Genomic DNA, 25,319 nt, shown 5'->3' with positions numbered 1-25,319 from the left:
CCTTATTGAACAACAGCCGTATTGAAGTTTTTGTTGACTGGATGATTGCATGGAACCGCAGTTCCGGCACCATCAATATCAGCACCACATACCTTTGCGTTGTCTTGATAATCCAAGAGCTGATGCCCCCAACCTAAAACTGTACTTCCAGGCATGTTCGGAACCACCTCGCCAGTCAGAACAGCGCGGGAGGCCGCAATGGTCTCAAGCATTCTTGCCTTCAAATCTTGATCATTGCCAGATCCAACAGCTAAATTACAGGCTGCCTGTACAGAACGTAAAGGACCACCTATAGGAGTGGTAATCTTCGTATTCCAAAGATAATCCATATCGGCAATACGCCCAAGAGCTTCATGTTCGCGAGAGGGATCTATAAACGCGAAGTCAGCACCGCTAGTATACTGAGCATTCGCAAAACTCGCATCATCTGAACCAGAAAAATAGCCGCTTCTCGGCCAGCCAACAATTCTCTTAGTCCCAGGGAATTTCGTTCCAACTTCATCAATCAGGCTGTGCCCTGACACCCCAGTTGCAGCCGAAGAGCATGAAAAGAACACAAGCTTATTGAAGTCGGCGCCAGTATCCCTCGCTGTCTTAAGATGTTGAGCAAAAGCGTCTTTAGCAAATGGCCCAATACCATCACAGTTGCCATGGGCAGTTGCAATCAAATCATCAACCTGAGTAATATTTGCAGGCCCAGAGAGCTGGATAACTGCGCCGTTATCTTTCATGTAATAAACATTATCGGCACCTAGATTATTCTCAGTCCAAATTTGGTTTCGAGAATTTGTAAATCGATCACAATAGGTTGAAGTAATCAGAACACCCGTAGCAGCTCCCGCTTCACCAGCCATCACCCCGGCCAGTGCCAGTGCAACACCCCCAAGCAGTCCTTTTCGTGTTTTTCTGGAAAACATAATCGGCTTCTCCTTCTTTTTATTAGCCACCAAGAAGGACGGGGCATTGCGCCTCACGTGAGCCATCAGCCTCAACAGCCAATCATCAGAGTAAACGCCTCCCTACCCACTACCTCTGAAAAACCAGAGCATCCCGTTCCTTCCCCCATGACGTCTGCGCTCCGACGCGTTACTCTGTGCGCAAGACAACAAGCACCGGAAAACCACATGAGCGCCCTGCCCCGCCGTTTTTGGCATGAGATGACAACAACTGACTTCTCTGAGAACGACACCAGCGACTGGATCGCGGTGTTGCCGATTGCAGCGATTGAGCAGCATGGCCCGCATCTGCCGGTCTACACGGACACCTGCATCGCAAAGGGACAAGTCGCTCGCACAATTGAGCTACTGCCGGACGATTTGCCGGTCACATTCCTACCCGTTCAAGCTGTCGGCAAATCAGATGAGCATCACTCGTTCCCGGGCACACTCAGCCTCACATGGGAAACTGCTGTCAAAGCCTGGATTGAGATTGGGGAATGTGTTGCCAGAGCAGGCATCCGCAAGCTGGTGCTGGCCAACTCCCACGGTGGCAACTCACCACTCATGGATATCATCACCCGCGACCTGCGCCTCAAACACAACATGCTCGCCGTGGAATCCAGCTGGCTCCGCTTCGGCCAACCAGAAGGCCTCTATGCTGAGGAGGAGTTCACCTACGGCATTCACGGCGGAGATATCGAAACATCCATCATGCTGGCCTTGCGCCCAGATCTGGTGCGCATGGATCAGGCAACAAACTTCACCTCCACTCAAACCGACCACATCAACAAAGATGCCTACCTGCGGGCCCATGGCCGTCATCAATATGGCTGGATGAGTGAGGACCTGAACAAGACTGGCGCCCTCGGCAATGCGGCGCTCGCCACAGCGGAGAAAGGTCAGGCATCCCTCACACACGCCTCTCAGGAGTTCATCAAACTCTTGCGCGATGTGCAGAGATTTGATGTCTCATCCTTCACCAAGAACTAACTAGAGCCTGAATTAATCACATAATTTCAATGCGGTAACACCTCGTAAAAATTCCTCTTGCTATAAATTGTCATTTATGACAGTTTATTCAAAACAAACACATGAGGTTGGCAATGAAGATCTGTCTCATCAAAGCATCTGCACCGAGCTATTTTAAAGACTACAAGAAAGCGCGTGGAGGCCCGCCTCAGTCCATCTTCTCAGCTGCGGCAGCACCCCCCGCCATTTTCAGCTGGAGATGCATGACGAAACCATCAGGATGGTCGATCCCCGCAAGGTGACCGCCGACCTCGTGGTGCTTTTCTTCGCAACCCCGGATGCCAACCGAGGCTACGAGCTCGCCTCAGCTTTCTCGGAAAAAGGCAGTCAGGTTGTGATCGGCGGCCTCCACGCCACCTTCATGCCAGAAGAAGCCAGCGAATATGCAGATGCGGTGATGACAGGCGAATGTGAAAACGTCTGGGATGAGTTGCTACAGGATGCGCAAAACCGAAGCCTCAAGCCAAGATACACCGGCACATACGTCGACATGTCCAAGCTTAACCCATATCCGCGCCATCTCATCACCGCAGAGCAGTATGGCTGGGAATGGTCCGTGCTGGTCAGTCGCGGCTGCAAACACCACTGCAGCTTCTGCCTTATCCCCGGCATGCTTGGCAAAACTCGCTATCGCCCGATCCCCGACATAATCAATGAGATTTCCGAAATGGAAACCGATTGGGTCGAACTTCACGCTGACCACCTGACGGAGGATCGCGAATACGCTTTGGAATTATTCAAAGCATTAGAAACGCTCAAGATTAGATGGGCAGGCGAAACCACTATTCGCATAGCAGATGATCCGGAACTTCTGGAAGCCGCAGCAAGGTCCGGTGCGAAGTACTTGCTCATTGGAATAGAAACCCCGTCCAAGGCAGCACTCAAGCGTGCTGGCAAGGGATTTGTAAAACCTGAAAACTTAAAATCTCAAATTTCTAACATTCATACACATGGAATTATTGTCGACACCACGGCTATTTTTGGCTTCGACGAGCATACACCAGAAATTTTCATCGAAACCGCCAAGTTCTATCATGACATAGGGGTAGATATTACCGCACCGGCCATCGCCATCCCCTTCCCCGGCTCCCGCTTCTACAAACAGCTGGAAGAGGAGGACAGATTGCTCTCTGACAATTGGGGAGAATTTGATGGTGCCCATGCGGTCTACCAGCCCAAAAACATGAGCTGTGAAGAGCTTGAGGCGGGTGCAGAAGAATTCTCGCAGCATTTTTACTCAATGTCGCGGTCAGCTTCGAGAAAACTTCGTCAGATAAAAGATTTCGGGTTGGCGACCACGCTTCAGATTACGTGATTGCCAGCGCCTCATACCATAGGAAGGATGGCTAAGCCTAAAGGATCCCAACCCTTAAACTTTACCGTCCAATTAAGGAGAGCTTAGAACAGTTTAACTGTCTCTACAGCTCTCCTTTTTCCAAAATTTCGCCCCACAAAGACGCATCAAATCCAAGCAAAAGCTGTTTTCCACCAATAATAAGTGGCCTTTTAATTAATGAAGTTTCCTGTGCCATCAAGGCGATAGCGCTAGCCTGGTCCGTGACACCAGCCTTGGTTTCATCATCCAATTTGCGCCATGTGGTACCGCGTTTATTCAAAACAGCGTCCCAACCGAATCGCTCGCAGGCCTCTATCAGTGCATTTTCATCTGCACCATCTTTCTTGTAATCGTGAAAATTGTAGTCGATTTTAGATTCATCCAGAAGTTTACGAGCCTTGCGAACACTGTCGCAATTGCGAATACCATACATAATCAACAAGATCAGAACCCTTCATTTCCTCATCATTAGATGAAATATACTCATCTTAACGTTAGTGCGTCTCTCAACTGACGCGCATTAAACCGCAAGAAATACATCCCTTAGCACCTGAATACGCTATGAAATTGCGCTGCGCCCACATTAATTCCTCGTTTCAACTACGCAATGCCCCCTAGACGCATTCATTCATATGGGTAATATCACTAAGACGCCAGAATCCGCCTAATAAGTGGTCGGCGAAACCAGAGGGGCCCTGCAGAACAATTAATTTTCTGCATGAGGGGAAAAGGGGAGTTAATTTAGAATGCGTTTAAAGATTGCATCCGCTGCATTGGCAATGACGCTTGCTGCTGGAACTCAGGTAAATGCTGAAACGCTGAAGTTCGCATTTCAAGGGACTTACAATCAGCTAGATCCATACAGCTTGAACGAAACATTCACCATGGCCATGCACGGCAATGTGTATGAAGGTCTTGTTCGCCGTACAGCTGATCTCCAGATCGAACCTGCACTTGCAGAAAGCTGGGAAGTTATTGAACCAACCCGCTGGCGCTTCCACCTGCGCAAGGGCGTAAAGTTCCACAACGGCAACGACTTCAATGCTGACGACGTGGTTTTCTCTGCAAACCGTGTTCGCGCTGAAGGCTCTGACCTGACAACCCGTATCGCAGCGGACGTCAAGGTTGAGAAAGTAGACGACTACACCGTTGATTTCGTCCTGACAGGCGTAAACCCTATCCTTCACTCCGAGTGGTCCACTTGGTACATCATGGATAAGGAATGGACTGAAGCAAACAACGCTGTAAAAGTGACAAGCGCTTCTGACACCAATCCAAACTATGCGTCTTTGAACACAAACGGCACCGGCCCGTTCAAGATTGCAACGCATGAACCAGGCGTTAAAACCACTTTCACCGTAAACGACGGTTGGTGGGACCAGAAAGTACACAACCTGACTGGCGTTGAGTTCACTCCAATCGGATCTGATGCAACCCGCGTTGCAGCTCTTCTTTCCGGCGAGCTGGACATGGCGTTCCCAATCCCGGTACAGGACATCAAGCGCGTGGACAGCAATGCAGGCACATCTGCACTGACCGGTCCTGAGCTGCGCACCATCTTCCTCGGTTTCGACCAGAAGCGTGATGAGCTGACCTACTCCAACATCAAAGGCAAGAACCCGTTCAAGGACGTTCGCGTTCGTAAGGCGTTCTATCAGGCAATTGACGTTGATGCGATCAAAGCGAAAATCATGCGTGGCCTGTCCGAGCCTGCTGCTCTGATGATCTCACCATTCCTGTTCGCAAACTCCGGTGACTTCTCTCGCTACCCGTACGATCCGGCAGCTGCGAAGGCACTTCTCGCAGAAGCAGGTTATGCAGACGGCTTTGAAGTTGGCATGGACTGCCCGAATGATCGCTACGTCAACGATGAAGCAATCTGTCAGGCGACTGCAGCATTCCTTGCGCGCGTAGGCATCAAAGTAAACCTGAATGCACAGCCTAAAGCGAAGTACTTCGCTAAGATCCTGGCATCTGGCGGCTTTGACACGTCCTTCTACATGCTCGGTTGGACCCCAGGTTCATTCGACAGCTACAACGTTCTGCTCAACCTCAACAACTGTCGTGATGACAAAGGTGCTGGCGGACCATTCAACCTCGGTGGTTACTGTAACCCACGTGTTGATGAGCTGACAAAAATGGTTCTCTCCGAAAACGACGAAGAGAAGCGTAACAGCATGATCTCCGAAGCCTACACAATCCTGAACAACGAAGTATCTCACATTCCACTGCACCAGCAGGGTCTGGCTTGGGGTGTATCCGACAAGGTTACTCTGAAGCAGCGTGCGGATAACGAGTTCCACTTCAAGTTTGTAGTGAAGAACTAAGTCTACGGCTTAGCCAACAAAATAATAGCCCGGCGCCCTAGGCGCCGGGCGCCTCTATTCTCAGGAACAACTATAAAACACCATGTTTGGCTTTATTTCCCGGCGTATCGCCATGGCTCTCGTGGTCATGTTTGTCGTAGCCTTAATCTCCTTCCTGCTCTTCCGCTTTGTTGGAGATCCTGTAAACCAGATGGTGGGCATTGAGACCACCCCGGAACAGCGTGAAGCCTTGCGCCAGCGCCTCGGTCTGAACGACCCTGTTCTCGTTCAGTTTTTCCGTTATGTCCTGGGCGCAATCCAGTTTGACTTCGGTAACTCCTACCAGTTCAAGCAGCCTGTGGCAGACCTGATTGGTCGCCGTCTGCCTGCAACTCTGGAACTGTCCTTCGCCTCTGCAATTTTTGCATTGCTGCTGGGCATTCCAATGGGCGTTTACACAGGTCTGAACCGCGATTCCTGGCTCTCAAAGATGTTCCTGTCGGTATCTCTTGTAGGTATCTCTCTGCCAACATTCTTTATCGGCATCTTGTTTATCTTCTTCTTCTCGGTCACATTGCAGTGGCTGCCAAGCTTTGGCCGCGGTGAGGTCGTTGCCCTGGGGTCTTTCTGGGACACAGGTTTCCTGACCATCAGCGGTCTGAAGGCCATCATCCTGCCGGCAATTACGCTTGGGCTGTACCAGATGACCCTCATCATGCGCCTGATCCGCGCTGAGATGCTGGAAGTGATGCGGACCGACCACATCAAGTTCGCCCGCGCTCGCGGTTTGCCGAACCGGTCTGTCTATTACATCCACGCTCTCAAAAACACGATGGTGCCTGTGATCACCATCACCGGTCTGCAGCTCGGCTCCATCATCGCCTTCGCGATTATCACCGAGACCGTGTTCCAGTGGCCGGGCATGGGCATCCTCTTCCTGCAAGCCGTGCAGAACGTGGATATTCCGATCATGGCAGCTTACCTGCTGCTCACCGCTTTCATCTTCGTGTTCATCAACCTCATCGTAGACATTCTCTACGTCGTGATTGATCCACGCCTGCGCACCGAACGCGGCCGCGCATAAGAAACGGTAAGGATAACAATCATGACAGATAACACACCAACCGTTTCCGGCAGTGAGGCTTCAGAAGCCCCGCGCTCCGCAATGGCCCGCTTCCTCGACAGCGACCTGCTGCACAGCTTCCTCAGCTCCAAGGTGACAGTTCTCGCGGCTTTCACCACGGTAGTACTGATGCTGGCAGCTCTGTTTGCTCCGCTTGTCGCACCGTTCAACCCGTTCGATCTGGCTCAGATCAGCATCATGGACGCACGCATTCCGCCGATTGGTATGGAATGGTCCGACCCACGCTACCTGCTGGGCACAGATGATCAGGGCCGCGATCTGCTCTCTGGCATCCTGTATGGAATGCGTATTTCTCTGGCAGTGGGCTTCCTGTCTGTGGCATTTGCCGCAGTCCTCGGCATCTCCCTCGGCCTGATTTCCGGTTATGTCGGTGGCCGCACAGACGCGATCATCATGCGTATCGCTGAAGTCCAGCTTACCTTCCCGGCCATCCTGCTGGCATTGCTCATCGACGGCATTGCAAACGGCATCTTTGGCAACATCGATCGTGAGACCTGGGCAATCTGGATTCTAACGTTCTCCATCGGCCTGTCCTTCTGGGTGCAATACGCACGTACAGTTCGCGGTTCCACTCTGGTGGAGAAGAACAAAGAGTATGTTCAGGCCGCCCGCGTCATTGGCATTCCGGCATGGATCATCATGATCCGCCACGTGCTGCCAAACGTGCTTGGTCCGGTTCTGGTTATTGCAACCATCAACCTTGCTCTGGCAATCATCACAGAAGCAACCCTCTCCTTCCTTGGCGTTGGTGTTCCATCAACACAGCCATCTCTGGGCACCCTGATCCGCATCGGCAACGACTTCCTGTTCTCAGGTGAGTGGTGGATCGCGATCTTCCCAGGTCTGGCGCTCGCGATCCTCGTGCTGGCAGTGAACCTGCTGGGCGACTGGCTCCGCGACGCTTTGAACCCGAAACTGCGCTAGGGAGGCCAGACCATGAGCATCTTAGATATTCGCGGCCTCACTGTTGAGTTTCCGAGCCGCAAAGACGTCTTCACAGCGTCCCGTAATGTCAATCTCTCCGTAGACGCCGGTAAAATCCTCGGCGTGGTCGGAGAAAGTGGCGCCGGCAAGTCCACCGTCGGCAACGCCGTCATCGGTCTTCTGGAAAATCCGGGCCGGATTGCCGAAGGTGAAATCCACCTCGACGGCAAACGTATCGACAACCTTGCGGCTGAAAGCATGCGCAAACTGCGCGGCAAGCGCATTGGCATGATCTTTCAGGATCCGCTGACCTCTTTGGATCCATTGCAAACCATCGAGTTCCAGCTGGTCGAAACCATCCGCCTGCACCTGCCGCTCTCCAAGACAGAAGCTCGCGCACATGCGGTTGATCTGCTGGATCAGGTTGGCATTCCAAATCCGGAAGAACGCATCGCGCAGTACCCGCACCAGTTCTCCGGCGGTATGCGCCAGCGTGTGGTGATCGCTCTCGCTCTATGCGCAGACCCGGAAGTTGTCATCGCAGATGAACCAACAACCGCGCTTGACGTTTCCATTCAGGCTCAGATCCTGAAGCTGATGAAGCGTCTGTGTGAAGAGAAGAACGTGGCGATGGTCGTCATCACCCACGACATGGGTGTGATCGCAGACCTCACCGACCACGTTGCGGTGATGTACCGTGGTGATCTGGTTGAATACGGCGAATCCAAGCAGGTATTGGGCGCTCCAAAGCACCCATACACCCAAAGCCTGATCGCCGCCGTTCCGCGTCCGGACGTAAAAGTACATCGCTTCCCGCAGGTCGATTACATTGAAGGCTCAGCAAAGCCCTTCAAGCAAATCGACATCGGCACCCACTGGCTGGGCAAGGCGCGTGACTACAAATCTGTCGATGGCCCACTGCTTGATGTAAAAGACATCACCATGAAGTTCCTCACCAAGGACGCATGGATTTCTAAAAACAGGCAGTACTTCACCGCTCTGGACAAAGTCAGCTTTGACATCCACGCAGGGGAAACCTTTGGCCTCGTGGGCGAAAGTGGCTCAGGTAAATCAACCATGGCCCGCGTCATCACTGGCCTTTACCACCCGGCAGGCGGCACCGCCCACTTTGCAGGACAGGAACTGACCAGCCTGAAAGACAAGAAGCAGGTTCTGGCAATGCGCCGCCAGATGCAGATGATCTTCCAGGATCCGTTCTCCTCCCTGAACTCCCGCATGCGTGTGCGTGATATTGTGGCTGAACCAATCAAGTTCCACAAACTCGCCAGCACCAACAGCGAAGTGAACCAGATCGTTGATGACCTTCTGGAGCACGTCGGCCTAGGTGTAGCAGCTGCAGCCAAGTTCCCGCATGAGTTCTCCGGCGGCCAGCGCCAGCGCATCTCCATTGCCCGCGCCCTGGCGACACGCCCTCGCTTCTTGGTTTGTGATGAACCAACTTCCGCGCTGGACGTATCCATTCAGGCACAAATCCTCAACCTGCTCAAAGACCTGCAGGACGAGCTGGGCCTCACCATGCTGTTCATCAGCCACGACCTCGCAGTCATCCGCCAGATGTGTAACCGCACCGGCGTCATGCGCCACGGCCAGCTTCTGGAAGTTGCGGACACCGAAGACCTCTTCGACAAACCTCAACACGCTTACACCAAGGAGCTCCTCTCCCTGATGCCAAGCATGGACGGTCTGTCCCGCCAAAATCTGGAAGAAGAACTGGCCTAACGCCACTCACATTCCGAAGACCACAAAGGGCCCCCAGCGGGCCCTTTTCTTTTGCCTGCACGCCAGATGATAAGTTAACGCAACAACACAACCTCTAATTCAATAGCGCTTAAAGTCTCCTACAAGCACTTCAGCTTGCATTACCCTAGGATACACTTCCTCCCAACGCTTAGCATTTTCATTAAGACAGCCATCCCTAAGCTCTGCTCATCCGCAAGGATACAAAAGCGACTAATGCGAACCCAATTCGATCAGAGCAGGCTAAAAAATATGAAAAAGACAACTGCCGCCGTCGCAGGCCTTGGCCTCCTCGGCCTCGCGATCTCACCGGTCTTGGCTGACAATCACGACACGACTGGGAAAACCACCGTCGAGTTTTCTGAACTGTCATTGGTCTCCGGCCAGCCTGATGACGGCACCTGTAAGACCCGCTATTCCGACGGTTACTCTGCCGTACATAAAGGCAAAAATGCTGATGGCCATCAGCAGGTTGAATCTGAAAAAGGCCACGACATTCTCATTACGGAAACCGACGGCACTGTAGGTGAAGGTATTTTCACCGTCACGAACACTTATGAAATCGTCTTCCCTGATAGCGAGGATAAAGCCCCCGTCGAAGTGACGATGTTCGCCTCAGGTGTGAGCGGCGAAAGTCCCGTTGTTGGCGTATTTTCTGACGGCACATGTCGCGGACACATCACCATTCACGACGCCACAGATAAATCCTGACAGACTTTAAAAGGAGACAATTATGAAAGACTTGAGCAAACTGCACGCAGCAGCCCAAAACCCTTTCGCACATAAAGCTGTTACACCAACTCAAAAAGCAGCATGCTATTTTTTCGGCGGCTTCCCACTCGATAAAATTGAGAACAAGTCTGACGTAAAAGAAGACGACAAAGACTAGAGAAAAACGAGCGCGTTGCACTTTAATTCCGGCGCGCTCTTCCAACTCAAATCTTTACCCCCTCTCCCACAAGAGCAACACAAATGGACTGGTATTCAGCAGAACGCACTAGCTGCACAGAAGGTCGCAACAAGATTGCTGCGTTAGATTTAGAATGCATCTTCAATCAGCTCGTTGGCTCCGTAGAAACTGGAGGTTATGAATGGCCGCAAAAAGAGGCGCGTGAAGCAGTCAATGCCTATCGCAGCTTCCTGGTTGATACACTCGAGTTAGAGATCAGGTACAAAGAAGACTACCCGCAGGACGCCCGCGCCTGGCCTTCCAAGGCCGTAGACATTGTCTGGCACACACACATCCTCTTCACCGAAAAGTACTTCGAAGACTGCAACGCAATCTTTGGGCATTATCTCCACCACCGCCCACAAGTCCCTCCACCCGTCTATGAATGATGTCTCCGGTCTCCCATCTCTTTCTCAACACGGGCTCCCATACTGTGCCATTTTCTCTCTCAGATTTCTGTCAGGCTGCACAACACCAGAGAACCCCGTTCAATCTGGAAAAATTCATTGATTATCGAACCCCTCAACTTGAAGGGTCAGACACACGCCCAGAGGCTCTGATGCACATCGACAAGTGCATTCAGCGTAATATCTCCAAGCTCAATCTGTCCAACTACAACATCAAAGCAATCACTGAGTTGGAGACAACACTCAGGGAAAAAAACAATCTGCCTGACAGTTGCTCAGTCATGCTCGGCAGTGGTATCAATACCTTCCTCGAGGAACTCTCGCTCGCATTCGCGAAAGGTCGATCCGTCCTCCTGCCTGAGTTTGATTACTTCCTCTTTGGCATCACGCTAGAAAAGCTCGGCATCCAGTCCAACAAGTTCAAGCTCACAAATGGTGGACACTGGGACACTGCCGACGCTTTAGCAAAGCTGCAAGAACACGACCCGGCGATCACCCTGCTCAGCACGCCCAACAACCCCACATCCAGAACAGCCCCGGTGGAGTTCATCGAAACGCTTGCCACCCATACAAATGGTCTCGTCGTCATTGATGAAGTTTATCACTTGTTTGCAGATGACCCGCACGTCCTGTGCCGCTTGCTGGAGACACACGAAAACCTCGTCCTCATGCGCAGCATGTCAAAGGCAGGTTTTGCGGCAACTGGTTTTGGCTATATCACGGGCAACACCAAGATCATCAGTTGCCTCAGGCAGCTCAAAGGTGGCACGACCATCTCTCCACTCAACGTGGCGGCTGGCAAAGCTCTGATTGAAAACCATGACCTGCTTGCAGCACACGTCAAATCCTGCTGCCAATGGCGCGATCATGTAAAGAACAGCATCGAGCAACACACCGCTCTCTCCTGCCTGCCCAGCGAAACAGATTTCTTGCTTATCGAAACACCGGCAGGACAAGCAGATGCATTCACCACCCATTTAATCGAAGCTGGCATTCCTTGCATCAGCTACGCACCAATGCCTCAGCTCACCGACTGCATTCGGGTCATGCCTTCCAGCATATCTGACGCAATCACTCTGTGTCACTTCCTTCAGAAACTTAATGATCTGGCAGAGGGAGTTTTGCAAAAAACCTAGGCTTTCTGCCAAATGATTGCGCTGTCAAATAATGAACATAGTTTCGACTATACATAGCAGGTTCGCGCCTTCTAACCCCATGAACGAAGATTGTCATGTTCCTGCGCAACTCAATAATTGGAGTAACAAGCTTACTCCTCATATCTTTCCTGGGAATTATACATCCGATCGGTGACAGCTTGTCTGTTCTTCGGCTGCCTCTGGCCGTCTTACTCGCTATTCTCACTCTCTTTAGCTACCGCCAGCCCAAGTTGATGATCATCGGTTTTTTGGTCGCAATAATCAGCAGCGCAACAGTATTGTGGGCTTATCAGGGAGTGCGCGTCCCAGAGAATTACGATCTGGCGGTCTATCAAAAGAACCTGAGTTTCCGCCCGGGAGATCGCTCAGACATCCTAAATGACATCCTCATGCTGAAGCCAGATGTGATCACGCTTCAGGAAGCGCACAAAAGGCATCTTCCCCTCATCAACTCACTCAAGAAGCAGTATCCCTACCACATCGTTTGTCCGTTTACTGCCGTCGGTGCAGTCGCTGTGCTCTCACGCCTCCCTCTTGCTTCTGATGCTTATCGCTGTGAGATCGGCCTCGGCATAGCAGCACTGCACATCCAAAGCTCAGAGGGACCGCTCTGGGTGGTGTCTATCCATCAGCACTGGCCATGGCCGTTTCCTCAAGAGACACAAGCTGGGAAAATCATCTCGATCTTATCAGAGCTGGATGGACTGAAGATGATTGCTGGCGATTTTAACATGGTCCCGTGGTCGCATAATCTGGATGAATACGCCGACGCCACGGACACCCAATTGGCCGGTCCATTTGAAGCAAGCTTCCTCTTCAAAGGCACCTATGCCATGCGCATTGACCACGTCCTCGCACCAAAGGGCGGAAAGACCTTTCTCCGCCCTTACTACGGCTCCGACCACCACGGTTTGTTTGCCCGTGTAGACCTGTAAACGGCCTTACACCTTACGCGCAACTATGAAACGCCCCATGGGAGTCGCCGGATAGTTGCCAGTCTCAACAATCTTGAAACCTGCCTGCTCAATCTGACGCCCCAATTCCACCTGCTTGAAGTAGGTCACATAAGGCGCGTACCCAACAAGGCGCATCACATTGATCAGCCAGCGCCAGTAAAACGCAGAATCGCCCAAACATGGTGTCTTGGAAATGAGCAATCCCCCCGGCTTCACAAGTCGCTGTACCTGATTGATTGCATCAGCCGGACCTTTGATCAGATGAATAACGTTATACGCCATCACCACATCATAGGTCTTGCCATCAAGCACTGATCCACCTGCGGGAGCATGCACAAAACTCACATTCTCAACGCCGTCGTCCCACGCCTTTTCACGCCCAAACTCAATCATCTTGCCGGAAATATCGCTAGCGGTCATGTGCTTGACATGCTTGGCCAAAAGCATCGCCGTGGCCCCGCTGCCACAGCCCAGTTCCAACACCTCTTGCTCCGGTGTGAGATAAGAACGGACACGGTCCATCGCCTTCTCATAGGAAGCAACGTCTTTCATTGGTCGCGCCACATAACCCGGCGCATGCTTGTCCCAAAATCCTGCGGAATTCTGCATCGGAAACCCTCCATTTCCTGCAGTGTATCCATGCATATTATCAAAACAAATTGCCAAAATTCGCAGTTGAGGTATACAAATATGCATGAATTGGCAGAGCATCTCATTCGACTGGAACCAGGCCCGCGCTTTCCTTGTCACAGCGGAGGAAGGCTCCCTTTCGGCTGCAGCAAGGGCCCTCGGCCTCACTCAACCCACACTGGGCAGGCAGGTCTCTGCGCTGGAAGAAGCACTCGGCGTGACGTTGTTTGAGCGTGTTGGCCGCTCACTCTCACTCACGCAGGCCGGTTTTGAGCTGCTGGAGCATGTGAAATCTATGGGAGAGGCCGCCAACCGCATCTCATTGGCAGCGTCCGGCCAGTCTCAGGAGATCGACGGAACCGTCTGCATCAGCGCAAGCGACACCGCCTCAGCCTTCATCCTAACGCCAATTCTGAAGCAATTGCGCGAGATCGCACCAGGCATTCACGTGGAAATCATCGCCACCAACACCGTCAGTGATTTGCAGCAGCGTGAAGCAGATATCGCCATCCGCCATATCCGCCCGGAACAACCAGACCTGACCGCAAGGCTTGTGAGGGAAACCACCGCACACTTCTATGCCAGCAAAACCTATCTGAACCGCAAGGGCCGCCCACAATCGGCCAATGACATGGCAAACCACGACTTCATCGCCTTCGACAGGCCAGACAAGTTCCTCAAGTATTTCACCGAGTCTGGCCTGCCACTCAAAGAAAGCAACTTCAAACTAACAACCGCAAGCGGATTGGTGGGGTGGCAACTGGTCAGAAATGATCTCGGCATCATCGTCATGATTCAAGAGATCGCTGAAATGTTCCCGGAAATGGAACAGGTGCTGCCAAGCTTTGAGCCATTCGTCGTGCCCTTCTGGCTGGCAACCCACCGCGAACTGCACACCTCAAAGCGCATCCGCCTGGTCTTCGACCTCCTGGCGGACACGCTCTCAAGCAAACAGCTGCTAGGCTGACACCGGCTCTTCGGCTATCACATAATGCAGTTTCTTGAACTGCTGACGCCATGCAGAAACCTGAGGCAGATACCGCTCGGGCTGGTCAGAGCGCAAAGCAGCTGCAATCAATCGCGCCATCTCATTCGCATGGCTGGTACCAATACCCCAGCGCACCAGCTCAGGCGTCCCGATACGCAGCCCGTTCATGTCTCCCTCAACCTCAGCAATCGGTAATCCGATGCCACAGGCAAGGAAACCAGCCTTACGGAGTTTCTTGGAGGCCGTCTGTCCTCCGCCAAAGGAAGCCGCTTCAACAGCAAACTGATGTGACTGCGTAAAGCCCTGCGCCTTGGCAAACACGGGAATGCCCTGTGCATCGAGCTCCTGCGCCAGTGCTTTTGAAAGGGCAATCATCTCAGCAGCATACACTTGCCCATAGTCCCGCCAATCCAGCATGGTCACCGCCAGCGCGGCAGACTTCGCCGCATCAAAGTTGGCAGTCATCCCCGGAAACGCGATGGCATCCATCCGCTCAATTAACTCAGCATCATTGGAGACAATCAGACCGCCCGCAGGCCCGCCAAGGCTCTTGTAGGTGCTCATGGTCATAAAATGAGCACCCTCTTCCAACGGATTCGCCCAGGCTCTGCCAGCAATGATCCCGCATTGATGCGCCGCATCAAACATCACTTTGGCACCCACCTCATCGGCGATCTCACGAATAGCGCGCACAGGATGCTCAAACAGGTTGAGGCTGGAACCGACTGTGATCAGCTTCGGCTTTTCCGCTTTAGCAAGCTCACGAAGCCCTTCCACATCAATGGTGTAGCCATCCGCATTCACCGGAGCAGGCACAGTGCGCAAACCATAAAGCCCGGCACAGCCTGCAATGTGGTGGGTCACATGCCCGCCAATGGAAGCTGGCGGCGCGATGATCGTGTCACCCGGCTGACAGGTCGCCATAAACCCATAAAGATTGGCGATGGCTCCGGACGGCACACGGATCTCAGCATACTGCGCATCAAACACTTCCGCGCTTAGTTCAGCCACGATCACCTCAATCTCTTCAATAGCTTCCAGCCCCATCTCATATTTATCACCGGGGTAGCCGAGAGACGGGCGAGAACCGATGCCAGAGGCCAGAAACGCCTCAGCTCTTGGGTTCATCACATTCGTTGCCGGGTTTAGGTTGAAGCACTGATCCTCATGAATTTCCCTGTTTTGAGAAGCTAGCGCATCCAGTCGCCCCAGAAGAGCCGCAGAACTCTGCGCTTGCGTACGCTGCGCAACCTCCTGCACCAGTGCTTCACAGTGAGCCGGAACCCAATTTCGTTTCGCTAAAACCATCACAACCTCCCAATTGTTGAGAGGAGTGTGCGGACAGAAGGCTTGAGAGCGCAAACCAGAATATGTAATTATTGGCCTAGAAAAACTAAGGCTAAGCCATGTCAGTCTCTCCCTCCCGCCCCAAAGGGCCACCTCTCAACGCCCTTCGTGCATTCGAAGCCGCCGCCCGCCTCGGCGGTTTTGCCAATGCAGCAGAAGAACTGAGCGTCACCGCAGGCGCTGTCTCCCAGCACATCAAGGCATTGGAGGAATGGGTCGGCGCGGACCTGTTCGAGCGCCGCTCTCAAGGCGTCCACCTGACAGAGCTGGGACAGGACATCGCCCCGCACTTCTCTAAGGCCTTCGATGAACTGGGCAACGCCGTCCGCCAATTACGAGCCAAAACCAGCCGCAAAACCATTCACATTGCTGCCCTGCCAAGCGTTGCGCAACTCTGGCTCTCCCCGCGCCTGCCCAAAATCAGAGAGGCTTTGCCAGACACCAACATCTCTGTCATCGCACTGGAAACACCGCCCAATCTGGGCCGCGAGATCTACGATCTCTCCATCTTCATCGGCAAACCCAAAGGCACAGCTCAAGAGCGCATCATCGCAGAGGACCTCATCACCCCAGTCTGCTCGCCAGCAACAGCAAAAGGCCTGAAAGAACCACAGGACCTTGAGACAGAAACCTTCCTCCACGATGTGATCTGGGCAGACGACTGGCAGGTCTGGGCCAACACAAACGCACCAACTCTGAATGGTTTGAGCGACGGCCCAAACTATTCCCTCTATGCCATCGCAATGGAAGAAGCGAAAAACGGCGCAGGCATCCTCATGGGTCACAAAGCCCTCGTCGAACCGTCTCTGAAGAAAGGTGACCTCCAAGCCCCTTTCACCCAATGGCAACCAACCGGAAAATCCCTCATCCTGGAATGCGCCAGCCTGCCAACTCCATCAAAAGAGATCACACAGATCATCTCTTTGCTACTGGCATAGCCATTGAGCAGACACCGCTCGTTCCCATTACGTGACTATCCACAGAGCGCCTTTCCGCACTGAAAGGTCAGGGACAGGTCAAACTACGCAAAACCCTATGTGTTCCCTGCAAAAATGATCAGGCTGTGGTCTCGGCTTCGATCAGGATCACAACATGACTACATCACATAGGAGAGCTTGCGTATTTACCCTCTCTACAACCACTTGACCCGCCCTCACCAATGGTAATAAGTCCTGAGGGTCTAAACTCGGCAACCGAAGATAGCTCTGATGAACGCACCCTCAGCCTCTGCAGCCCAAACCGTCAAACTCGACATCACCGGAATGACATGTGCAGGTTGCGCATCTCGCTTGGAAAAGACTCTCCAGGCAACCGAAGGTGTGGTCAAAGCCACGGTCAATTTCGCACTTGAAATGGCAGAGGTGGAACACCTGCCTCAGGTCGCCGCAAATGATCTGGTGGACGTGGTCTCAACAGCTGGTTTTGAGGCAAAGGAGCGCCGGGACGAGGCAGAGGCAGCAAAGAAGGCGTTTGAAGAGCGCGAAGCACATAGCGACGCAGAAGAACGCAAAACCTTTCAACTTTTCGCGCTATCAACGCTCCTTGCGATTCCATTAGTCATTCCAATGGTTTTGATGGCGTTTGGTGTGCAATTCGAGCTCTCTGGCGTACTGCAGTTTGCATTAGCAACGCCAATCCAACTTTTCGTCGGTGCGCGATTCTACAAGGGTGCGTTTGCAGCTCTGCGTCATGGCGGCGCCAACATGGATGTCCTCGTCTCGCTCGGCACATCCGCCGCTTATCTGTACAGCGTTTATAACGTCTTCTTCGCCACACAGGCGCAGGCAACAGACCTCTATTTTGAAGCATCCGCCGTCATCCTCACCCTTATCCTGATGGGTAAGTATCTGGAAATACGGGCAAAACGCTCCACCTCAGCTGCTGTTCGCTCTCTGATCGCCCTGCGACCAACCACGGCCAACAAGATCGTCGGCGACAAGATTATCCCCGTCGGCATCTCAGATCTGCGCCTCGGCGATTACATAGTTATCAAACCGGGCGAGTGCGTTCCAACCGATGGCTTGATTGAAGAGGGTGAAAGCGAGCTGGATGAATCTATGCTCACCGGTGAGAACCTCCCCGTGCACAAAAACAAGGGTGATCAGGTAACCGGTGGAACAATCAACGGAGCAGGTGCAATTTTTGTCCGCACCACCGCCCTTGGTGAATCAACACGCTTAGCTCAGATTATCCGCCTTGTTGAAGGCGCACAGGCCTCCAAGGCACCGCTACAAAAATTAGTCGACAAAGTCGCAGCTATTTTTGTTCCCGTTATTGTACTGATCGCCCTCGCAACCTTCGCTGGCTGGATGCTTTACTCCGGCGATGTCACAACAGCCGTCAGCGCATCCGTCGCCGTCCTCGTCATCGCCTGCCCTTGCGCACTGGGACTTGCTACCCCGACAGCACTTGTCGCAGGCACCGGCGCAGCTGCGAAGGCTGGCATACTTATCCGCGATATCGAAGCGCTGGAACGCGCCCACAAAGTCGATACGATCCTCTTTGATAAAACCGGCACGCTGACCGTCGGCAAGCCAGTTCTGACGGATGCTCAGGCGTTTGACCGCAATGACGACCGCCTGCTGACAATCGCAGCCAGCATCCAGTTGGGCAGCGAACACCCACTCGCCAGCGCACTTATCCGCGCAGCGGAAGAGCGCAATCTCAAACTCACCCGCCCACGCTCCATCAAAGCTATCCCCGGCAAGGGCCTGATTGCAGAGCTCACCGGACAGCAGGTCTCCATCGGCAACGCAGCCCTGATGAAAGACCTGAATGTCGCCCCATCCATGATGGGTGATGGCCTTGTAAAAACTTACGAATCCTCAGGTAAAACCGCAGTCACAGTCGCCCTTGGCGATCGTGCAATCGGTGTTCTAGCGTTTGTTGATCAGGCACGGGACTCCGCCCGTGAAGCTGTAGAATCCCTTAAGAAACAAGGCATTCGCACAGTCATGATTACGGGTGACACGGAACTCGCCGCCAAAAACATCGCAGATCAGGTCGGCGTTGACGAATTCCAGGCACGCGTTCATCCAGAAGGCAAGAACGAAGTTGTAAATGACTTGAAAGAACAAGGCTATAGAGTTGCAATGGTCGGCGACGGCATCAACGATGCCCCTGCTCTGGCAGCTGCTGACCTCGGCATTGCAATGGGCTCCGGCGCAGATGTTGCATTGGAAACCGCAGGCGTCACACTCATGCGTTCTGAGCCAAAGATGATCCCGGCAGCACTGGACATCTCCAAGGCAACCCTCAGAAAAATCAGACAAAACCTGTTCTGGGCCTTCATCTACAACATCATCGGCATTCCGCTGGCAGCGCTGGGATTGCTCTCCCCTGTCATCGCAGGAGCCGCCATGGCCATGAGTTCCGTCTCCGTGGTTACCAACGCCATGTTGCTGCGGCGCTGGAAACCGAAGAACATGAACTGACATCATCAATCCAGCCCCTGAAAGACAAACTCAGGGGCTTTTTTGTATCTTCCCTCCCTCCGGTTGACCAATACCGTTCTTTCTTAGAAGAACTCTGACCAATCATAAGAGCGCTAACTAGAAGAATAATGCTTCACCACACTTATCAGACTGATGCAGTAGAAATAAATCAGTTAGACGGAAAACAAATAAGCTCTTCATAAGGTCAACCAATATATAAAATGGTTTGACAACTCCTCGAATCCATCCAATTCTTTCCATTACATATCGCAGTCTCAGCATTCTATAGTTTCATCTCACGAATACATTCGCTGCGATCATCCGGGGGGAAGCATATGTTTACGAGAAAGATTGCCAAAGCCACAGTTCTGGGTGCAGCTCTGCTTGCAACAACTTCATTCGGCTACGCGAAGACATTGAAACTCAGCCACAATCAAGGACCAGAGCACCCTCTGCACATTTCCATGCAGCACATGGCGGACAAAGTTGCAGAAGCCACCGACGGCTCTCTCAAAATCCGCATCTACGGCAATGGCGCACTGGGAACACAAAGAGAATCCATGGAGTTAGTGCAAGAAGGCACCCTCGCAATGGCCAAAACCAATGCCAGCGAATTGGAAGCCTTTGAAGAGTCCTACTCAGCACTGAACCTGCCTTACATCTTCGTAGATGAGAACCATTATTTCGATGTTCTCAGCGGCCCAATCGGTGATGACATCCTTGCAGCATCAGCAGACAAAGGTTTTATTGGTCTGACCTTTTACGTGGAAGGTGCCCGCTCCTTCTACGCCAACAAGGAAATCCACTCTCCAGCTGATCTCAAAGGCATGAAGATCCGAGTCCAACCATCCCCCTCCGCAATCCGCATGGTAGAGCTACTCGGCGGCAGCCCAACCCCAATCTCCTGGGGCGAATTGTACAGCGCACTTCAGCAGGGCGTGGTCGATGGTGCAGAGAATAACCCGCTGGCGCTGACCACAGCCCGTCATGGTGAAGTCTCCAAGGTTTACTCCGATGACGGCCACACAATGATCCCGTCTATCGTTGTCATTTCAACCACAGTCTGGAATTCGTTAAACACAGACGAACAAACAGCAATTCGTGATGCTGCCAAGTCCTCCATGCACTTCCATCGGGCCCAGTGGAATGAGATGACAAAGAAGCACATCGAGCAGGCAAAGTCCGAGCTTAATGTGAAGTTCATTGAGGTGGATAAAGCACCATTCATCGAAGCTGTTTTGCCAATGCATGCAGAAGCCGCGGAAAAATCTGAGAGAGTTGGTTCCTTGATCACACGCATCAAAGCATTGACCCAATAAGCCTTCTAATGGAATAAGAAAGGCCAGAGTAACAAGGCAAATCTCTGGCCTTTTGTCTCGCTTGCAAATCTGCTTTATTTAGTATCTTAAGCGTGCAGCAATCACTAAAAATCCGCCAAACCGCGCAGGCATGGGAGAATGAGCGAAATGGATGGTCAGCGTCGCCGCTATCAGGAAGTAGCTGAAGTCTTGCGCAAAGAGTTAGGCAACGGAACGTTCAAGGTTGGAGATCGCCTGCGCCCGGAGCGCCAGATTGCTGAAGAAATGAACGTCAGCCGCTCACTTCTGCGCGAAGCTATGATCATGCTTGAGATCGAAGGCTTGATTGATGTGCGCAAAGGATCAGGCACTTACGTTGTACGCCTGCCGGATGCGGAGCAAGTTACTCCCACCTCAAATCTGGAAGACATCGGCCCATTTGAGCTCCTGCAGGCACGCCAGCTTATGGAAAGCAACATCGCAGCCTTCGCAGCATCCATGGTCACCAAAGCAGATATCCTGCGCATGCGCGATGCTCTGGAGCGTGAGCGCGAAGACCTGGCAAAAGGCTCCGGCGGGTATGAGGCAGACGAGGAATTTCACCTGCTCATAGCAGAAGCCACCCAGAACTCGGTACTGGTCGATATGGTCAGAAACCTCTGGCAGCAACGCACCCGTTCCAGAATGTGGGATAAGCTGCACGAACGCATCTTCGACAACACATACCGCGAAGAGTGGCTCAACGACCATCAGGACATCCTCGATGCCCTGAAGCGAAGAGACCCGCAAGCAGCAAAACAAGCGATGTGGCAACACCTTGAAAACGTCAAGAAACGCCTGATGGATTTATCTGACGTCGACGATCCGGCTTTTGATGCCTACCTGTTCCAGCAGGATCCGCTAACGCCCGCATAACCCACCAACGGGCATTAATAGAGCACAATTCATAGTACCGTTGCCAAATAGGAATTATATCTTTGATAATTTCCCATAGACGTTTTGCACCCTTTACAGGCGGATGCGTTCGCGAGATGTTTACTACGTAAAATCAACAAGAGTGGGATGGAACAAGCTTCCACTTCGCACGCTGTGCATAGGGTGGCCCGGCAATCATGCACGAGATTGAGCTTAAGCTTTCTGTAGACGAAACAACTCTGGAGCAACTGGCCAAAGCAAAACCACCAAAAGGCTTTGCGGTCAGTGAGCAATCCGTGAAACGTCTCCGTTCCGTGTATTACGACACGCCGGACCACACGCTCAAAAAAGCCCGCATCTCGCTGCGCACGCGCCACAACGGTACCAACTGGCTGCAAACCATCAAGCAAGGCGGCGGCATGCAGTCCGGGCTCTCCAAACGGATTGAGCTGGAACTGCCCATAGCCGGAATTGAACCAGACTTCCATGTGATTTCTGATAATGAAATCAAGCATAAGCTGTTATCTCTGCTTGAGGGCAAGCAGTGGGGAATCCTGTTCGAAACCGCCATCACGCGCACTTTGGCCTACTATACAGACAAAGCAGGTGCGAAGATTGAAGTAGCTCTGGATTCTGGCATAGCCAAAACAGCCACTAAAGAGCATCCGATCCATGAAGTAGAGCTGGAGCTGATGGAAGGCCCGGTCGAAAGCCTGTACAAACTGGCAGGCGCACTCATGAAAGATCGACCAATTCTGTTTTCCAGCAGCAACAAGGCAGGCATTGGCTATCGACTGGCAAGTGGTGAACCACCTGAGCTGCCCTCAGAAGCACTTCACTCCAACTACATAGAGTTGGAACCCGAAGACAACGCAGGCTCAGCCTTCCAAAAAATCCTCAGCGAATGCCTCAACCAGATTGTTGCCAACCGTTCTTGCGTCCTTCAGCAAAATATCTCTGAAGGCCCGCACCAACTACGTGTCGGACTGCGTAGATTACGAAGTGCGTTCAATATCTACAAAGCAGCTTTCCCGGGCAACGAAACCATCGCAGCGCTAGATGTCTCCGCGAAGCAACTGGCAACAACTGCAGGAAATCAAAGAGATATCGATGTACTGGTGGAAGATATCATCACACCGGTCATCCCGTTACTGCCAGACACGCACTCAGTCGAACCGCTCTTTGAAGCCATTAAACTGGCACATGTGGAAGCTCAGGTTGAACTGAGACAGGAGCTGATTGATCCAAAGCTCAACGGCTTCCTACTCCAACTGGGAGAACTCGCACACAGCTCAGCTTGGAAAGAGAACCTGGTATTAAGCGAGTTCAAGAAACTGGACCTACCAATTCAAACCTTCGCCCAAAACGCATTGTCCAAGCGTTGGAAGGCCTGCGAAAAACGCGCGGAGAACTTGCAGGACCTCACCATCGAGCAGCGCCACGACCTCCGCAAATCACTCAAAAAACTGCGTTATACGGTTGAGTTCTTCCGCTCTCTCTATGAGCCAGAAGATCTGCGTATCTTCCTTAAGTGCCTGAAGCGACTTCAAAATACCTTTGGCTACCTCAACGATGTGGCCATGGCTGATCGTCTGGTCGCAATGAAGCTTCCGCAGTCCTTACAAAACAACGAAGTTTCAACGGTCATCGGTTTTGTCGCCGGTTGGCATCAGGCCAGAGCAGACAATGCATGGCTGGAAGCGCAGGAACGTTGGAACGCCGCCGTAGAAGCACCCAAGTACTGGCTCTAAACAAAAACCTAGTCATTTCTGACGGTTAGGTGCATTCGGTCAGCAGCCACATAGGCTCGACCAATTTGTATAGGCGCCCCACTCGCAATCACATTGATAGATTCCATCACGAGCACAGGCGATCCCTCGGAGATCTTAAGCAACTCCGCGTTATGCGCACTACAAAGTGCCGCCGTAATCCGGGTTTCCTGACGCCGATAATCACCGAAACCATACTTCTCCATGATCTTGGTGATCGAGTTGGTCTCATTCAAATCTGAAGGCAGATTGGGAAAGCGAGACACTTCAAACCAGCGCGTTCCTGCGATAATTGGTGTGCCATCTGCGTAACTCACAGACTCGCATTTAAACAGTGCAGTGCCTGGTTCAATCTCCAACAGTTCGGATGTGTAAGCATCTGCAATCACTTCGGTCGTGCGGAAGATATCCCCATAAACCTCCTGCGCCTGACCCGACAAGTTCTCCGAAAAGCGCGTGCGCGGACCGATGGGATAGACCAGTGGAGCCTTGGCAACAAAGGTTCCCCGCCCCTGATCTGAACGTAAAAAACCCTCTTCGATCAAAGTGGAAATCGCACGCCGAACAGTATGGCGATTAACCTCAAAGCTATGTGCAAGCTCTTGTTCTGTAGGAATTTTCTCCCCCTCAGAAACCTCAGTTCGCGAAAGCTCAGAGCGCAGCACTTCAGCAATCTGCTTCCACATGGCAACGCCCGCACGCCGCTCAACAGGAGAGAAATCAAATTTCATCGCATTCGTCATGCCTTCGTCATGAAACAACACTAATCAGTTGGCGAGCAAAATATTTGTCTATACAACTAGACAACATTAGTTCTAGCTTAGCAACCGAATTCAGACGTGCGGACTCAATCCTTCGACAAACCCGCAAAGCGTCACCACACAATGCCAGAGAACCAGCGTGTTCCTGAAAGTTAAAGGGGCTGAAATGACGGCAAGTTCGCTCAAAGAGCAATCACCGGAAATTGCAGCTAGGCAGAATGCCATGGGCATTCTGGCAAAGGCCTCAGCGCAAGACCTTGCAGAAGCCTGGAAAAACCTCGGTTTAGAGCCGAGCTACACGGTTATCCGCCCAGCAGAAATCGGGCTCGTGATGGTCCGTGGCCGCGCTGGTGGTACCGGCGCTCCCTTCAACATGTGTGAAGCAACCGTCACTCGCTGCGTCATAGCTTTGGACGACGGGACCACCGGTTTCGGTCAAACCCTTGGCCGCGAAAAACAAAAGGTTCTGCTAGCAGCTCTCATTGACGCTCTTTGGCAACAACAAGAACACCGGGTTCTTGTTGAGACGAAGGTTCTTCAGCCATTAGCCTCCGCTCAAGAACAAGCAGAAAACGAAACACGCGCTGAAGTCGCAGCCACCAAAGTTGATTTCTTCACCATGGTTCGGGGAGAATAATATGAGCACGCAAACAGCCTCCTCAATCTTCGCCAAAGCGCCTGCTCCGGGTCTGGCAGATCCCGTCCACGACGCCCAGTCCGTCTTCCGCTCTGCCATGAACGCACTGGCTCAACCGGGAACTGTGCAACAGCTGGACATTCTCACACTCAGCCCTCCTGCTCCACTGTCTGTAGCCGCAACAGCACTCGTGCTGACACTTTGCGATTATGACACACCGCTCTGGCTGGACCCTGCACTGACAAACAATGAAACCGTCAAGAATTACATCCGCTTCCACACGGCAGCACCCTTCGTTGAAAGCCCTGCAGAAGCCGCTTTTGCGCTGGTCTCGGATGTAAAACTGCTCCCTGCGATTGCAAGCTTTGCTGCTGGCAATGCAGAATATCCAGACCGCTCAACCACGCTCGTTTTGATGATCGATGAGCTCACCGAAGACGACGGTATCACGCTGAAAGGTCCGGGCATCAAGACCGAGAAGCAGTTCAGCATTGCTCCCGCACCAGCAATGTTCTGGCAGCAGATGCAAGACAACAGCACACTCTACCCACTCGGCATCGACATCATTTTTGCTGGAACCAATCAGGTCGCAGGCCTGCCCCGCTCCACTAGAATCACCGGTTTGGAGGCTTAACT

Annotated in this window: 24 protein-coding genes; 19 read left to right on the top strand and 5 right to left on the bottom strand. The window is 52.6% G+C overall.

Annotated elements, in window-relative coordinates:
* Window positions 1-2: 2 nt before the first annotated feature.
* Window positions 3-917: a hypothetical protein gene (locus PsW74_RS25465; RefSeq protein ID WP_063290304.1), complete on the bottom strand. Its 915-nt coding sequence runs from the start codon at window positions 915-917 to the stop codon at window positions 3-5.
* A 207-nt stretch (window positions 918-1,124) separates the two neighbouring features.
* On the opposite strand from PsW74_RS25465, the gene PsW74_RS25460 reads away from it, so the two are divergent.
* Window positions 1,125-1,928, top strand: coding sequence for a creatininase family protein (locus PsW74_RS25460; RefSeq protein WP_063290305.1), 804 nt, complete (start codon window positions 1,125-1,127; stop codon window positions 1,926-1,928).
* Window positions 1,929-2,166: 238 nt separating this feature from the next.
* Window positions 2,167-3,282, top strand: coding sequence for a radical SAM protein (locus PsW74_RS25455; RefSeq protein ID WP_153041767.1), 1,116 nt, complete (start codon window positions 2,167-2,169; stop codon window positions 3,280-3,282).
* Between the two features lie 103 nt (window positions 3,283-3,385).
* Here PsW74_RS25455 and PsW74_RS25450 read toward each other — a convergent pair whose 3' ends face one another.
* Entirely contained in the window at window positions 3,386-3,736 is a 351-nt protein-coding gene (locus PsW74_RS25450) for an ArsC family reductase (protein WP_063290306.1), read from the bottom strand.
* A gap of 313 nt (window positions 3,737-4,049) precedes the next feature.
* Between PsW74_RS25450 and PsW74_RS25445 the strand changes: the two genes are divergently transcribed.
* The 9 genes from PsW74_RS25445 to PsW74_RS25410 all read left to right on the top strand — a co-directional run bounded on the left by PsW74_RS25445 (window position 4,050) and on the right by PsW74_RS25410 (window position 12,883).
* A complete protein-coding gene (locus PsW74_RS25445; protein ID WP_057461861.1) occupies window positions 4,050-5,630 on the top strand; it encodes an ABC transporter substrate-binding protein in 1,581 nt (526 codons plus the stop codon).
* 82 nt (window positions 5,631-5,712) lie between these two features.
* Complete coding sequence (locus tag PsW74_RS25440; protein WP_057461862.1) at window positions 5,713-6,693, top strand: ABC transporter permease; 981 nt, start codon at window positions 5,713-5,715, stop codon at window positions 6,691-6,693.
* A gap of 21 nt (window positions 6,694-6,714) precedes the next feature.
* A complete protein-coding gene (locus tag PsW74_RS25435) occupies window positions 6,715-7,677 on the top strand; it encodes an ABC transporter permease (RefSeq protein WP_063290307.1) in 963 nt (320 codons plus the stop codon).
* Between the two features lie 12 nt (window positions 7,678-7,689).
* Entirely contained in the window at window positions 7,690-9,417 is a 1,728-nt protein-coding gene (locus PsW74_RS25430) for an ABC transporter ATP-binding protein (RefSeq protein ID WP_063290308.1), read from the top strand.
* 270 nt (window positions 9,418-9,687) lie between these two features.
* Window positions 9,688-10,146, top strand: a complete 459-nt coding sequence (locus tag PsW74_RS25425) for a hypothetical protein (RefSeq protein WP_063290309.1) — start codon at window positions 9,688-9,690, stop codon at window positions 10,144-10,146.
* A gap of 22 nt (window positions 10,147-10,168) precedes the next feature.
* Complete coding sequence (locus tag PsW74_RS29040) at window positions 10,169-10,324, top strand: hypothetical protein (protein ID WP_193758374.1); 156 nt, start codon at window positions 10,169-10,171, stop codon at window positions 10,322-10,324.
* Between the two features lie 83 nt (window positions 10,325-10,407).
* Window positions 10,408-10,773 carry a hypothetical protein gene (locus PsW74_RS25420; RefSeq protein ID WP_063290310.1) on the top strand — a complete coding sequence of 122 codons (366 nt, stop codon included), beginning with the start codon at window positions 10,408-10,410 and terminating at the stop codon, window positions 10,771-10,773.
* Between the two features lie 170 nt (window positions 10,774-10,943).
* Window positions 10,944-11,927 carry an aminotransferase class I/II-fold pyridoxal phosphate-dependent enzyme gene (locus PsW74_RS25415; protein WP_193775998.1) on the top strand — a complete coding sequence of 328 codons (984 nt, stop codon included), beginning with the start codon at window positions 10,944-10,946 and terminating at the stop codon, window positions 11,925-11,927.
* Between the two features lie 179 nt (window positions 11,928-12,106).
* On the top strand, window positions 12,107-12,883 hold the full coding sequence (locus tag PsW74_RS25410) for an endonuclease/exonuclease/phosphatase family protein (RefSeq protein WP_208988161.1): 777 nt from the start codon (window positions 12,107-12,109) through the stop codon (window positions 12,881-12,883).
* Window positions 12,884-12,889: 6 nt separating this feature from the next.
* On the opposite strand, the gene PsW74_RS25405 is transcribed toward PsW74_RS25410, so the two are convergent.
* Window positions 12,890-13,513 carry a class I SAM-dependent methyltransferase gene (locus tag PsW74_RS25405; RefSeq protein WP_063290313.1) on the bottom strand — a complete coding sequence of 208 codons (624 nt, stop codon included), beginning with the start codon at window positions 13,511-13,513 and terminating at the stop codon, window positions 12,890-12,892.
* An 85-nt stretch (window positions 13,514-13,598) separates the two neighbouring features.
* Between PsW74_RS25405 and PsW74_RS25400 the strand changes: the two genes are divergently transcribed.
* Window positions 13,599-14,501 (top strand): LysR family transcriptional regulator, encoded by a 903-nt coding sequence (locus PsW74_RS25400; protein WP_063290314.1) that lies wholly within the window; start codon window positions 13,599-13,601, stop codon window positions 14,499-14,501.
* On the opposite strand, the gene PsW74_RS25395 is transcribed toward PsW74_RS25400, so the two are convergent.
* The gene (locus tag PsW74_RS25395; RefSeq protein ID WP_063290315.1) at window positions 14,493-15,830 is read right to left on the bottom strand and encodes an aminotransferase class I/II-fold pyridoxal phosphate-dependent enzyme; all 1,338 of its coding nucleotides are present in this window, start codon (window positions 15,828-15,830) and stop codon (window positions 14,493-14,495) included. The two genes, PsW74_RS25400 and PsW74_RS25395, sit on opposite strands and share 9 nt — an antisense overlap.
* Window positions 15,831-15,928: 98 nt before the next feature.
* Here PsW74_RS25395 and PsW74_RS25390 point away from each other — a divergent pair, with 98 nt between their 5' ends.
* The 5 genes from PsW74_RS25390 to PsW74_RS25370 all read left to right on the top strand — a co-directional run bounded on the left by PsW74_RS25390 (window position 15,929) and on the right by PsW74_RS25370 (window position 23,267).
* A complete protein-coding gene (locus tag PsW74_RS25390) occupies window positions 15,929-16,807 on the top strand; it encodes a LysR family transcriptional regulator (protein ID WP_063290316.1) in 879 nt (292 codons plus the stop codon).
* Between the two features lie 270 nt (window positions 16,808-17,077).
* Complete coding sequence (locus PsW74_RS25385) at window positions 17,078-19,303, top strand: heavy metal translocating P-type ATPase (protein WP_063290317.1); 2,226 nt, start codon at window positions 17,078-17,080, stop codon at window positions 19,301-19,303.
* A gap of 335 nt (window positions 19,304-19,638) precedes the next feature.
* Window positions 19,639-20,622 carry a TRAP transporter substrate-binding protein gene (locus tag PsW74_RS25380; RefSeq protein WP_063290318.1) on the top strand — a complete coding sequence of 328 codons (984 nt, stop codon included), beginning with the start codon at window positions 19,639-19,641 and terminating at the stop codon, window positions 20,620-20,622.
* A 147-nt stretch (window positions 20,623-20,769) separates the two neighbouring features.
* Window positions 20,770-21,516, top strand: a complete 747-nt coding sequence (locus PsW74_RS25375) for an FCD domain-containing protein (protein WP_057461877.1) — start codon at window positions 20,770-20,772, stop codon at window positions 21,514-21,516.
* A gap of 197 nt (window positions 21,517-21,713) precedes the next feature.
* Window positions 21,714-23,267, top strand: coding sequence for a CYTH and CHAD domain-containing protein (locus PsW74_RS25370; protein ID WP_063290319.1), 1,554 nt, complete (start codon window positions 21,714-21,716; stop codon window positions 23,265-23,267).
* 8 nt (window positions 23,268-23,275) lie between these two features.
* Here PsW74_RS25370 and phnF read toward each other — a convergent pair whose 3' ends face one another.
* On the bottom strand, window positions 23,276-24,028 hold the full coding sequence (gene phnF, locus PsW74_RS25365) for a phosphonate metabolism transcriptional regulator PhnF (protein ID WP_063290423.1): 753 nt from the start codon (window positions 24,026-24,028) through the stop codon (window positions 23,276-23,278).
* 184 nt (window positions 24,029-24,212) lie between these two features.
* On the opposite strand from phnF, the gene phnG reads away from it, so the two are divergent.
* Together phnG and phnH are read left to right on the top strand one after the other, a co-directional pair.
* Window positions 24,213-24,683, top strand: coding sequence for a phosphonate C-P lyase system protein PhnG (phnG, locus tag PsW74_RS25360; RefSeq protein WP_063290424.1), 471 nt, complete (start codon window positions 24,213-24,215; stop codon window positions 24,681-24,683).
* Between the two features lies 1 nt (window position 24,684).
* Window positions 24,685-25,317, top strand: a complete 633-nt coding sequence (gene phnH / locus PsW74_RS25355; RefSeq protein ID WP_063290320.1) for a phosphonate C-P lyase system protein PhnH — start codon at window positions 24,685-24,687, stop codon at window positions 25,315-25,317.
* Window positions 25,318-25,319: the final 2 nt, after the last annotated feature.

Source organism: Pseudovibrio sp. W74 (assembly GCF_001623085.1).
In the GTDB taxonomy this organism is placed as follows: Bacteria; Pseudomonadota; Alphaproteobacteria; order Rhizobiales; family Stappiaceae; genus Pseudovibrio.
The sequence above is the reverse complement of the archived record's forward strand: the minus strand, read 5'-3'. Positions and strand labels throughout refer to the sequence as shown.

Coding starts and splice junctions, on each gene's coding strand:
- PsW74_RS25465 (WP_063290304.1), bottom strand. CDS start 917: ATGTTTTCCAGAAAAACACGAAAAGGACTGCTTGGGGGTGTTGCACTG.
- PsW74_RS25460 (WP_063290305.1), top strand. CDS start 1,125: ATGAGCGCCCTGCCCCGCCGTTTTTGGCATGAGATGACAACAACTGAC.
- PsW74_RS25455 (WP_153041767.1), top strand. CDS start 2,167: ATGCATGACGAAACCATCAGGATGGTCGATCCCCGCAAGGTGACCGCC.
- PsW74_RS25450 (WP_063290306.1), bottom strand. CDS start 3,736: ATGTATGGTATTCGCAATTGCGACAGTGTTCGCAAGGCTCGTAAACTT.
- PsW74_RS25445 (WP_057461861.1), top strand. CDS start 4,050: ATGCGTTTAAAGATTGCATCCGCTGCATTGGCAATGACGCTTGCTGCT.
- PsW74_RS25440 (WP_057461862.1), top strand. CDS start 5,713: ATGTTTGGCTTTATTTCCCGGCGTATCGCCATGGCTCTCGTGGTCATG.
- PsW74_RS25435 (WP_063290307.1), top strand. CDS start 6,715: ATGACAGATAACACACCAACCGTTTCCGGCAGTGAGGCTTCAGAAGCC.
- PsW74_RS25430 (WP_063290308.1), top strand. CDS start 7,690: ATGAGCATCTTAGATATTCGCGGCCTCACTGTTGAGTTTCCGAGCCGC.
- PsW74_RS25425 (WP_063290309.1), top strand. CDS start 9,688: ATGAAAAAGACAACTGCCGCCGTCGCAGGCCTTGGCCTCCTCGGCCTC.
- PsW74_RS29040 (WP_193758374.1), top strand. CDS start 10,169: ATGAAAGACTTGAGCAAACTGCACGCAGCAGCCCAAAACCCTTTCGCA.
- PsW74_RS25420 (WP_063290310.1), top strand. CDS start 10,408: ATGGACTGGTATTCAGCAGAACGCACTAGCTGCACAGAAGGTCGCAAC.
- PsW74_RS25415 (WP_193775998.1), top strand. CDS start 10,944: ATGCACATCGACAAGTGCATTCAGCGTAATATCTCCAAGCTCAATCTG.
- PsW74_RS25405 (WP_063290313.1), bottom strand. CDS start 13,513: ATGCAGAATTCCGCAGGATTTTGGGACAAGCATGCGCCGGGTTATGTG.
- PsW74_RS25400 (WP_063290314.1), top strand. CDS start 13,599: ATGAATTGGCAGAGCATCTCATTCGACTGGAACCAGGCCCGCGCTTTC.
- PsW74_RS25395 (WP_063290315.1), bottom strand. CDS start 15,830: ATGGTTTTAGCGAAACGAAATTGGGTTCCGGCTCACTGTGAAGCACTG.
- PsW74_RS25390 (WP_063290316.1), top strand. CDS start 15,929: ATGTCAGTCTCTCCCTCCCGCCCCAAAGGGCCACCTCTCAACGCCCTT.
- PsW74_RS25385 (WP_063290317.1), top strand. CDS start 17,078: ATGAACGCACCCTCAGCCTCTGCAGCCCAAACCGTCAAACTCGACATC.
- PsW74_RS25380 (WP_063290318.1), top strand. CDS start 19,639: ATGTTTACGAGAAAGATTGCCAAAGCCACAGTTCTGGGTGCAGCTCTG.
- PsW74_RS25375 (WP_057461877.1), top strand. CDS start 20,770: ATGGATGGTCAGCGTCGCCGCTATCAGGAAGTAGCTGAAGTCTTGCGC.
- PsW74_RS25370 (WP_063290319.1), top strand. CDS start 21,714: ATGCACGAGATTGAGCTTAAGCTTTCTGTAGACGAAACAACTCTGGAG.
- phnF (WP_063290423.1), bottom strand. CDS start 24,028: ATGACGAATGCGATGAAATTTGATTTCTCTCCTGTTGAGCGGCGTGCG.
- phnG (WP_063290424.1), top strand. CDS start 24,213: ATGACGGCAAGTTCGCTCAAAGAGCAATCACCGGAAATTGCAGCTAGG.
- phnH (WP_063290320.1), top strand. CDS start 24,685: ATGAGCACGCAAACAGCCTCCTCAATCTTCGCCAAAGCGCCTGCTCCG.